The organism is Actinomadura geliboluensis (assembly GCF_005889745.1).
GTDB lineage: Bacteria > Actinomycetota > Actinomycetes > Streptosporangiales > Streptosporangiaceae > Spirillospora > Spirillospora geliboluensis.
Window position 1 is genome coordinate 22,593 of sequence record NZ_VCKZ01000037.1, and the last position, 11,881, is coordinate 34,473.

2 protein-coding genes are annotated in these 11,881 nt (G+C 70.7%); both read left to right on the forward strand.

The genetic code is table 11. From position 1 onward, the window contains the following. Positions 1–6 precede the first annotated feature (6 nt). Positions 7–8,679: a non-ribosomal peptide synthetase gene (locus ETD96_RS08220; RefSeq protein ID WP_138635688.1), complete on the forward strand. Its 8,673-nt coding sequence runs from the start codon at positions 7–9 to the stop codon at positions 8,677–8,679. A gap of 4 nt (positions 8,680–8,683) precedes the next feature. Beyond that, positions 8,684–11,881 (forward strand): non-ribosomal peptide synthetase (locus tag ETD96_RS08225; protein WP_138635689.1); only part of this gene is annotated, 3,198 nt, incomplete at its 3' end.

Consider the following 11,881-nt stretch of genomic DNA (forward strand, 5'->3'; position numbering starts at 1 on the left):
GCGCCGATGATCCCGTTGTCCTTCGCCCAGCGGCGGCTGTGGTTCCTCGACCGTCTGGAAGGCCCGTCCGCGACCTACAACTTCCCGTTCGCGCTGCGTCTGGAGGGGCCGCTGGACACGGCCGCGCTGGCCGCGGCGGTGATGGACGTCGCGACCCGGCACGAGAGCCTGCGCACCCTGATCGTCGAGAACGAGGACGGCACGCCGGAGCAGCGCGTCCTGCCCCCGCGGGAGGCGGTCCTCCCGTTCCGGGTGGTCGACGTGGCCGCCGACGCGATCGACGCCGCGATGAACGAGGCCGTGTGCGAGGGGTTCGACCTGGACACCGACCTTCCTCTGCGGACGACCGTCTTCCGCACCTCCCCGCAGGACCACGTGCTGGTGTTCGTCTTCCACCACATCGCCACGGACGGGGCGTCGATGACGCCGTTCCTCCGGGATCTGATGTCGGCGTACTCGGCCCGCCACCGGGGCGAGGCGCCCGATTGGGAGCCGCTGCCCGTCCAGTACAAGGACTACACGCTGTGGCAGCGCGAACTGCTCGGCGACCAGGACGACCCGGAGAGCATCGTCACGTCCCAGCTCGACTACTGGCGGCGGGAACTGGACGGGGTGCCGCAGCCGGTGCGGCTGCCGCTGGACCGGCCGCGTCCGGCGGTGGCCGGCCACCACGGCGGCCATGTCGATCTCGAACTGGAACCGGAACTGGTCGCCCGGCTCGGGAAACTGGCCGCGGACTGGGGCGCCACACCGCCCATGGTCGCGCAGGCCGCTCTGGCCGTACTGCTCTGGAAACTGGGCGCCGACGAGGACGTCACGATCGGCAGCCCGATCGAGGGGCGGACCGACGAGGCCCTGACCGACCTGATCGGGCTCTTCATCAACACCTGGGTGCTGCGCGCCGACCTGTCGGGGAACCCGTCGTTCGGCGAGCTCGTCGAGCAGGTCCGCGACAAGGCCCTCGCCGCGTACGACAACCAGGACCTGCCGTTCGAGCGGCTGGTGGAACTCCTCAACCCGGACCGCTCGACCTCGTACCAGCCGCTGTTCCAGGTGATGCTGGCCTGGCAGTTCCTCTGGCCGCAGCTCGAAATGCCCGACCTGCGGGCCACCCCCATCCCGGCGGGCACCGGCACCGCGAAGCTCGACCTGTACTTCAACATCATCCCGAACGAGTCCGGCGGTGTGTACGGACGGCTGGAGTACGCGACGGAGCTGTTCGACCACGCCACGGCCGTCGCCATCGTCCAGCGGTTCGTGCGCGTCCTGCGGCAGGTGATCGCCCACCCGGGCATGCGTCTCGGGGACGTCGACGTCCTGGACAAGGACGAGCGCCGGTGGCTGCTGCATGGGGTGAACGACACCGTTGAGCCGGCGCTGGAGTCGGGTTTGGTGGGGTCGGTGGCGCGGTGGGCGTCGTTGTCTGCGGACGCGCCTGCGGTCATTGGCGAGGCGGCGTCGCTGTCGTTCGGGGAGTTGGAAGCGCGGGCGAATCGGTTGGCGCATTGGCTGGCTGGTCGTGGTGTGGGTCCGGAGTCGCTGGTGGCGGTGTGTCTGCCGCGCTCGGTGGATCTTGTGGTGGCGCTGTTGGCGGTGCTGAAGGCCGGTGGGGCTTATGTGCCGATCGATCCGGAGCATCCGCGTTCGCGGATCGACTACATCCTCGAAGACGCGGACCCGGTGCTGGTGCTGGACGCCGAGTTGCTGGCCGGCGCTGATACTGCCGCGTGCCCGGAGTCGGCGCCGGATGTGAGCGTCTCGCCGGAGAGCACGGCGTATGTGATCTACACGTCGGGGTCGACCGGCAATCCGAAGGGTGTGGCGGTCTCGCGGGGTGCGCTGGAGAACTTCCTGGCCACGATGGGGCGGCGGGTTCCGTTGTCGCCTGAGGACCGGCTGCTGGCGGTCACGACGGTCTCGTTCGACATCGCGGCCCTGGAGCTGTTCCTGCCGCTGATCTCGGGTGCGGCTGTGGTGCTTGTGGGGCGGGAGACGGTCGCTGATCCGTCCGCTGTGGTGGCGGTTGTGAAGCGCCATGGGGTGAAGGTGGCGCAGGCGACGCCGGCGTTCTGGCAGATGGTGCTGATGCAGGAGACAGACGCCGCCAAGGGTCTGCGTGTCCTGGTGGGTGGCGAGGCCCTGCCCGCGCCCTTGGCCGACGCTTTGGCTGACCAGGCGGTCGAGGTGTTGAACGTCTATGGCCCGACGGAGACGACGATCTGGTCGACGGCGGCGGTCGTGGAGGCCGGGTCGGGTGTGGCGATCGGTTCGCCGATCGGAAACACCCAGGTGTATGTGCTCGATGCGCGGTTGCGGCCGGTCCCGCGTGGTGTGGCGGGGGAGTTGTACATCGCTGGCGATGGGCTGGCCAGGGGGTACTTCGGGCGTTCGGCGTTGACGTCGGGCCGGTTCGTGGCGTGTCCGTTCGGTCCTGCCGGTGCGCGGATGTACCGCACCGGTGACCTCGTCCGATTCGGCGGGGGCGGTCTGCTGGAGTACATCGGGCGTACCGACTTCCAGGTGAAGGTCCGCGGGTTCCGCATCGAGCTGGGCGAGATCGAACACGTGCTCGCCGGACATTCCCAGGTGGCACAGGCCGCCGTCGTGGTGCGGGAGGAGCAGGAAGGCGACAAGCGTCTCGTCGGCTACGTGGTGCCGGCGCCCGACGAGGCGCTGGCCGACCCCGCCGTCCAGGTCGACGAATGGCAGCAGGTCTACGACGACAGCTACGCGGCCTCCAATGACCAGGCGCTGGGTGAGGACTTCCAGTTGTGGCGGTCGTCGTATGACGGTGAGCCGATTCCGCGTGCGGAGATGGTGGAGTGGCGGGACGCGGCGGTGGCGCGGGTGCTGGCTTTCGCGCCGAGGCGGGTGCTGGAGATCGGTGTCGGTTCTGGTCTGCTGCTGGCGGAGATCGTCGGTGACGTGGAGGAGTACTGGGGCACCGATATCTCGGGCACAGTCGTGGATCGCGTCCGCAGGCAGGTCGAACGGGCGGGGTTCGGTGACCGTGTCCGGTTGAGCGCGCAGGCTGCCGATGACGTTTCGGGGTTGCCGGGCGGCCACTTCGACACGGTGGTGTTGAACTCGGTGGTCCAGTACTTCCCCGGCGCCGGCTACCTGGAACGAGTGCTGGACGCAGCCATGGGTTTGCTGGCGCCGGGCGGCCGGGTGGTGGTGGGCGATGTCCGCAACGCGGTGACGCATCGGGTGCTGTTGGAGGCGGTGCAGCGTGCGGCGCATCCGCATGCTTCGGAGGAGCAGTTGCGGACGCTGGTGGAGAAGGCGGTGCTGGCCGAACGGGAGTTGGTGGTCGCGCCGCAGTGGTTCACCGATTGGGCCCGGCAACGCGGCGTCGCGGTGGACATCCGGCTGAAGAACGGCAGAGCGCACAACGAACTGACCCGTCACCGCTACGAGGTCGTCCTGCACAAGGACCCGGCCGACGTCCTCGACCTGACAAGCGCACCGGCGCTGGCGTGGGGGGCCGAGGTGTCCGGCCTGGACGAACTCGACGGCCTAGCCCGCCGCGCAGATCTGGCGGACGGCCCCGTACGGGTGACCGGGATACCCAACGCACGCCTCGCCGAAGAGACCGGGCTGTCCGGGGCGGTCGACCCGGAGGAACTCCGACTGTCGGCGTGCGGGCAAGGACGGGACGCAATCGTCACGTGGTCCGGTGAGGACGCACGCTGTTTCGACGTGGTGCTGTCGCCCCCGCACCGGACCGTCACAGGTGGATACGTCCCCAGCGGCACCGGCGGCAAGGCCCTGGCGAACACGCCCGCGCTCGCCAAGACGATAGGCCCGCTGCTCTCCGAGCTGCCCGGCTACCTGCGCGAACGACTCCCCGACTACATGGTCCCGGCCACCCTCGTCCCGCTCTCGCAGATCCCCCTCACCCCCAACGGCAAGCTCGACCGGCGAGCGCTGCCTGAGCCGGATCACACGCAGGCGTCGATCGGCCGGGGGCCGCGCAACGAGCTGGAGGAGGCGCTCTGCGGCCTGTTCTCCGAAGTGCTCGGCCTGGAGGGCATCGGTATCGACAACGACTACTTCGCCCTCGGCGGTGACAGCATCCGTTCCGTCCAGGTCGTCGCTCGGGCGAGGTCCCGTGGTCTGGCCGTCACCGTGCGGGAGATCTTCGAGCACCGCACGGTCGCCCGGCTGGCGGAGCTGATCGAGGGACGCGACGAGGCGGGCCCGGCGCTGGCCGAGCTGCCGGGGGGCGGTGTCGGATGGGCCCCGCTGCCTCCGGTCGCGCACGGTCTCGTCCTCAACGGCGGCATCGAGCGGGCCTGCACCGCCAGGGTCCTGACCCTGCCCGAGGACGTCGCCGAACCGGACCTGGTCACGGCGGTGCAGGCGGTGCTGGATCGGCACGACGTGCTGCGCGCCCGGCTCGATCGGGCCGAACCCGGCCTGGTGATCGAGGCACCCGGCGGCGCGGACGCCGGCGCGCTGCTGCGGACGGTTCGCGGCGGCGCCGCCGACGTGCCCGCCGAACTCGCCGCCGCAGCGGACCGGTTGGAACCGTTCACGGGCGTCATGGCGCAGTTCGTCCGGCTCGCTGCGGACGCGGGCCCCGACCGGCTGCTGGTGGTCGCGCACCGCCTTGTCATGGACGATGCCTCATGGCGGATCCTCGTCCCGGACCTGGTCCTCGCGTGGCGTCAGGCACGGGACGGCGGGACTCCGGTACTGGCCCGGGTAGCGACCTCGTACCGCAGGTGGGCCCACGCCCTCGGCGACGAGGCGGCCGACCCGCGAAAGGTCGCGGAACTGCCGCAGTGGAAGCAGATCCAGAGCGGGCAGGCGCCGGGGGACCCGGGCCGGGTGCCCGACGTCGCGGAGACGGTGCGGGTCCGGGTGCCGGCGGATGTCACGGAGGTCCTGCTGGACCGGCTGCCCTCGGCGTTCCGCGCCCGTGCCGGCGACGGCCTCCTCACCGGCCTGGCACTGGCCTTGGCCCGCCGGCGCGAGGCGCGCGGCCTGCCGGGGACCCCGGAGGCCGTCCAGGTGGTGGGCGAGGCCAGGGAGGAGAACGCGGTCCCCGGCGCCGACCTGTCCCGCACGATCGGGCCGTTCACCGCCGAGTTCCCGGCGCGGTTGGACCTGACCGGGATCGACCTCGCGGACGCGTTCGCAGGCGGCCCGGCCGCCGGGCGGGCGATCAAGACCATCAAGGAGCAGCTGCGGTCAACTCCAGGCACCGCTGCCGAGCCCGCCGACGGCAGCGAACCGCAGATCGGATTCGTCTTCCATGGCCGGGCGTCCGATGCGGACCTGCCCGAGGAACTGCGCGGCACGGGGTGGGACGTGGCGGCCGTGTCGTGCGACGGCATGCCGGTGCGGTCGATGGTGGAGATCGATGTGGTCGCCGACGGCGGCGGGCTGACGGCGGGCTTCTCCTTCCCCGCCGGTGCGCCGTCCCGTGGCGAGGTGTCGGAGCTGGCCGGGGCGTGGGCCGAGGCGCTGACCGCCCTGGCCCGGCATGCGGCGGCACCGGACGCGGGCGGCCTGACCCCGTCGGACGCGCCCCTGGCCGGCGTCGTCCAGGAGGAGATCGACACGTGGGAGAGCCGGTTCGGCCGACTGTCCGAAGTATGGCCGGTGACCCCCGCGCAGTCCGGGATGCTCTTCCACACGATGCTGGTCGGCACGTCATTCGACGCCTACCACACGCAGTGGGTGTTCCACCTGTCCGGCGAGGTCGACCCGGAGCGGCTGCGGCGCGCCGGTCAGGCGCTCCTCGGCCGCTACGCCAACCTTCGCGGGGCGTTCGTCGACCGTGCGGACGGCGACATCGTGCAGGTGGTGCCGGAAACGGTGCCCCTGCCATGGCGGCACCTCGATCTGACGGCGGAGGCGGGCGAGGCCGACCGAGACGAGGCGTTCGAACGGTTCCTCACGCAGGACCGGGCCGCGCACTTCGACGTCGGCGTCCCTCCGCTGATCAGGCTGGCGCTCGTCACGCTGGAGTCGGACCGGGCCGAACTCGTGGTGACCGCCCATCACGCGCTGCTCGACGGCTGGTCCATGCCCTTGCTGATCCGGGACCTGCTGGGCCTCTACGCATCCGACGGCGACCCGGCGGATCTGCCCGGCACGCGCGACTACGGCGACTTCCTGGCGTGGCTCGCGCACCAGGACCGCGACGAGGCCGTGCGGGCCTGGGCGGCCGAGCTCGACGGTGTGGACGAACCAACCCTGCTCGTGCCGCACGCGGGTGCGCGGCACGATTCCGAAGGCTTCGCGCAGATCGAGGTGGCCTTCGAGGACGTGGAGGGCCTTTCCCAGCGGGCCGCGCAACTCGGCGTCACCCTCAACACCGTCGTCCAGGGCGCCTGGGGGGTGCTGCTCGCGGAGCTCGTCGGGCGCGCGGACGTCGTGTTCGGCGCCACCGTGGCGGGACGCCCGGCCGCGCTCATGGACGGCGGCGACATGGTCGGGCTGTTCATCAACACCATCCCCGTCCGGGTGCGGTGCGACCAGCGGGACACGTTCGGCGGGCTGCTCACAGCGCTGCAGGACCGCCAAGCCGCGCTGCTCGACCACCAGCACCACGGCCTCGCGGAGATCCAACAGGCCGCCGGGCTGAGCGCGCTGTTCGACACCCTCGTGCTCTTCGAGTCGTTCCCGGTCGACACCGACGCGCTCGACAAGGCCGCGCCCTCGGACGGCATCGCCGTCACCGGGGCGCGGCCGTTCGCCGGCACGCATTACCCGATCACGCTGACCGCCGTTCCCGGCCCGCGGCTGCACCTGTCCATGCAGTACCAGAAGAACCTGGTCGACCATGAGGCGGCGGCCGCCCTCGCCGCCCGGTTCACCAGGGTCCTCGGCCAGTTCGTCACCGACCCGGACACGCGTCTCGCGGACGTCAACGTGCTCGGGGAGGACGAGCGGCGGTGGCTGCTGCACGAGGTGAACGACACCGCCGAGCCGGCGCTGGAGCCGGGCCTTGTGGAGTCGGTCGCCCGGCGGGCCGAGATGTCACCGGACGCGCCCGCCGTCATCGGCGAACGCGTGACGCTGACCTACGCGGAGCTGGACGCGCGGGCGAATCGCCTGGCCGGATGGCTGATCGATCGGGGCGCACGGCCCGAGTCGCCGGTGGCCGTCCGCCTGCCGCGCTCGGCGGACCTCGTGGTCGCGTTGCTGGCGGTGCTCAAGGCCGGGGCGGCCTATGTCCCGATCGATCCGGAGCATCCGCGTTCGCGGATCGACTACATCATCGGTGATGCCGATCCGGTGCTGGTGCTAGACGGCGACGTGCAGTGTTCTGAATTCCCGGACACGGCGCCGCAGGTGGCCGTCTCACCGGAGAGCACGGCGTATGTGATCTATACGTCGGGATCGACGGGCGACCCGAAGGGTGTGGCGGTCTCGCGCGGTGCCCTGGAGAACTTCCTGGCCACGATGGGGCGGCGGGTTCCGTTGTCGCCTGAGGACCGGCTGCTGGCGGTGACGACGGTTTCGTTCGACATCGCGGCGCTGGAGCTGTTCCTGCCGCTGATCTCCGGCGCGGCCGTCGTGCTGGCGGGGGAGGAGGACGCCGCCGCCGACCTGTCGGCCGGAGCGATGATGCGCCGCCACGGCGTCACCGTGGTGCAGGCGACCCCGGCGTTCTGGCAGATGCTCCTGCTGCAGGAGCCGAACGCCGCGAAGGGCCTGCGGGTCCTGGTGGGCGGCGAGGCCCTGCCCGTGCCTCTTGCCGAGGCTTTGGCCGATCAGGCGTCCGAGGTGCTGAACGTCTACGGCCCGACGGAGACGACGATCTGGTCGACGGCGGCGGCCGTGGAGGCCGGGTCGGGTGTGGCGATCGGTTCGCCGATCGGCAACACCCAGGTGTACGTCCTCGACGCGCGGCTGCTCCCGGCTCCACGCGGCGCCGTGGGCGAGCTGTACATCGCCGGTGACGGGCTGGCCCGGGGCTATTTCGGGCGCCCGGCGCTGACGTCCGGACGGTTCGTGGCGTGCCCGTTCGGTCCTGCCGGTGCGCGGATGTACCGCACCGGTGACCTCGTCCGATACGGCGGCGACGGTCGGCTGGAGTACATCGGACGTACCGACTTCCAGGTGAAGATCCGCGGGTTCCGGATCGAGCTGGGCGAGATCGAGCACGTGCTCGCCGGGCATCCCGATGTCGCGCAGGTGGTCGCCGTCGTGCGGGAGGACCGCCCCGGCGATCAGCGGCTCGTCGCGTACGCGGTGCCGGCCGGCGGGGCGGGCCCGGACGCCCTCGACGTCGAGGCGCTGAAGGGCCTCCTCCGGGAGCGCGTGCCGGAGTACATGGTGCCCTCGGCGATCGTGCCCATGACCGGGTTCCCGACGACGCCGAACGGCAAGCTCGACCGCGCCGCGCTCCCCGCCCCCGGCCACGCACCGGCCACGACCGGACGAGAACCCCGCAGCCCGCGCGAAAGGACCCTCTGCGCGCTGTTCGCGGAGGTTCTCGGCCTGGAGAAGGTCGGCGTCGACGACGACTTCTTCGCCCTCGGCGGGCACTCGCTGCTGGCCACCCGGCTGATCAGTCGCGCCCGCGCCGAGATCGGGATCGAGATCCCCATCCGCACGTTCTTCGACCTGCCGACGGTGGCCGCGCTCGCCGCGTGGTCGGAGAAGTCGGCCGCTCCGCGTCGCCCCGCCCTGCGCAAGATGACCGTAGAGGAGTGATGGAATGATCCCGCTGTCGTTCGCGCAACGGCGCATGTGGCTCCTGCACCAGCTGGAGGGGGCGTCGGAGACCTACAACATGTCGGCGGCGTTCCGGCTGACCGGTTCCCTGGACGAGGCCGCCCTGGTCACGGCGATCAGCGACCTGATCGAGCGGCACGAGATCCTGCGCACCACCTATCCGGCGGACGGCGACGGAGAACCCCGCCAGCGGATCCTGCCGATGACCGAGGTGTCACCGCGGGTGCCGGTGCGCGACGTGGCGCCCGCGGACGTGGCCGTCGCCGTCGACGAGGCCGTCGCCCACCGGTTCGACCTGGCGGCCGAACTCCCGGTCCGGGCGACCCTGTTCCGCTGCTCTCCCCGGGAACACGTCCTGGTCCTGGTCGTCCACCACATCGCGATGGACGGCAGCTCGGGCGCGCCGCTCGTACGGGACCTGGCCACCGCCTACACGGCCCGCCGGGACGGCCGGTCACCGGACTGGGAGCCGCTGCCCGTCCAGTACAAGGACTACACGCTGTGGCAGCGCGAACTGCTCGGCGACATCGACGACCCGGGCAGTCTCGCCGCGCGGCAGCTCGACTACTGGCGCACGGAACTGGCCGGGGTGCCGCAGCCGCTGACGCTGCCGCTGGACCGGCCGCGCCCGGCGGAGGCGAGTTCGCACGGCGACACGGTCGACTTCGCCGTGGAGCCGGCGGTGGTGGCGAGGCTGGAGAAGCTCGCCGCCGAGCGCGGGACGACCATGTCGATGGTCCTGCAGACGGCCCTCGCCGTGCTGCTGCACAAGCTCGGCGGCGGCGACGACGTCACGATCGGGAGCCCGGTCGCCGGACGGACCGACGAAGCGCTGGACGACCTCGTCGGATTCTTCGCCAACACCCTGGTGCTGCGCGCGGACCTGTCGGGCGACCCGTCGTTCACCGGCCTGCTCGCGCAGGTCCGGGACAAGGCGCTGACGGCCTACGAACACCAGGACCTGCCGTTCGAGACGCTGGTCGAGGCGATCAACCCCGACCGGTCCGCGGCCTACCAGCCGCTGTTCCAGGTGATGTTCGCCTGGCAGAACTTCGAGAGGCGGAGCCTCGAACTCGCCGGGCTCGACGTGGAGTACGAGCAGGCCCTCACATCGACCGTCAAGTTCGACCTCTTCTTCAGCATGGCCGTAGACGACTCGGGGACGCTGCGCGGCGACCTCCAGTACGCGACCAGGCTGTTCGATCGGGACACGGCCGAGGCCATCACCACCCGCTTCGCGCGCGTCCTGGACCAGCTGGTCGCTGACCCCGACATGTGCGTCGGGGACGTCGATGTGGTGGACGAGGACGAGCGTCGGTGGTTGCTGCATGGGGTGAACGACACCGCTGAGCCGGTGTTGGAGTCGGGTTTGGTGGGGTCGGTGGCGCGGTGGGCGTCGGTGTCTCCGGACGCGCCCGCCGTGATTGGCGAGGCGGGGTCACTGTCGTTTAGAGAGCTGGACGTACGGGCGAATCGGTCGGCGCATTGGCTGATCGATCGTGGTGTGGGTCCGGAGTCGCTGGTGGCGGTGTGCCTGCCGCGGTCGGTGGACCTTGTGGTGGCGTTGCTGGCGGTGCTGAAGGCCGGGGCGGCCTATGTCCCGATCGACCCGGACCATCCGCGTTCGCGAATCGACTACATCATCGGTGATGCCGATCCGGTGCTGGTGCTGGACGGCGACGTGGACTGTTCTGAGTTCCCGGACACGGTGCCGCAGGTGGCCGTCTCACCGGAGAGCACGGCGTATGTGATCTATACGTCGGGGTCGACCGGCAATCCGAAGGGTGTGGCGGTCTCGCGCGGTGCCCTGGAGAACCTCCTGGCCACGATGAGCCGGCGGGTCCCGTTGTCGCCCGAGGATCGGCTGCTGGCGGTCACGACGGTCTCGTTCGACATCGCGGCCCTGGAGCTGTTCCTGCCGCTGATCTCCGGTGCGGCCGTGGTGCTTGTGGGGCGGGAGACGGTCGCTGATCCGTCGGCTGTGGTGGCCGTTGTGAAGCGCCATGGCGTGAGGGTGGCGCAGGCGACGCCGGCGTTCTGGCAGATGGTGCTGATGCAGGAGACAGACGCCGTGAAGGGTCTGCGTGTCCTCGTGGGTGGCGAGGCTCTGCCTGTGTCTCTTGCCGAGGCTTTGGCCGATCAGGCGGCCGAGGTGTTGAACGTCTACGGCCCGACGGAGACGACGATCTGGTCGACGATGGCGGAAGTCGAGGCTGGGTCGGGTGTGGCGATCGGTGCACCGATCGGAAACACCCAGGTGTATGTGCTCGATGCGCGGTTGCGGCCAGTCCCGCGTGGTGTGGCGGGGGAGCTGTACATCGCTGGTGACGGGCTGGCCCGGGGCTATTTCGGGCGTTCGGCGTTGACATGCGGCCGGTTCGTGGCGTGTCCGTTCGGTCCTGCCGGTGCACGGATGTACCGCACCGGCGATCTAGTCCGATTCGCTGGCAACGGTCGGCTGGAGTACATCGGCCGTACCGACTTCCAGGTGAAGGTCCGCGGATTCCGGATCGAGCTGGGCGAGATCGAACATGTACTGGCTCAGCACCCCGGGGTGGCCCAGGCCGCAGTGGTGGTGCGGGAGGCCCGGGAGGGCGACAAGCGCCTCGTCGGCTATGTGGTACCCGCCCCGGACACCCCCGCTGATGTCGATGTCCAAGTGGATGAATGGCGCCAGGTCTACGACGACGGTTACACCGATTCCGGCGATGAGGCGCTGGGTGAGGACTTCCAGTTGTGGCGGTCGTCGTATGACGGTGAGCCGATCCCGCGTGCGGAGATGGTGGAGTGGCGGGACGCGGCGGTGGCGCAGGTGCTGGCTTTCGCACCGCAGCGGGTGCTGGAGATCGGTGTCGGGTCTGGCCTGCTGCTGGCGGAGATCGTCGGTGAGGTGCAGGAGTACTGGGGCACCGATATCTCGGGCACGGTGGTGGATCGCGTCCGCGGGCAGGTGGAGCGGGCGGGGTTCGGTGACCGCGTCCGGTTGAGCGCGCAGGCCGCCGACGACATCTCGGGGCTGCCGGGCGGCCACTTCGACACGGTGGTGTTGAACTCGGTGGTCCAGTACTTCCCCGGCGCCGGCTACCTGGAACGAGTGCTGGACGCAGCCATGGGTTTGCTGGCGCCGGGCGGCCGGGTGGTGGTGGGCGATGTCCGCAACGCGGTGACGCATCGGGTGCTG

What these genes read in the sequence shown, in the direction of transcription:
- ETD96_RS08220 (WP_138635688.1), top strand. Translation starts at nt 7, where the DNA reads ATGATCCCGTTGTCCTTCGCCCAGCGGCGGCTGTGGTTCCTCGACCGT.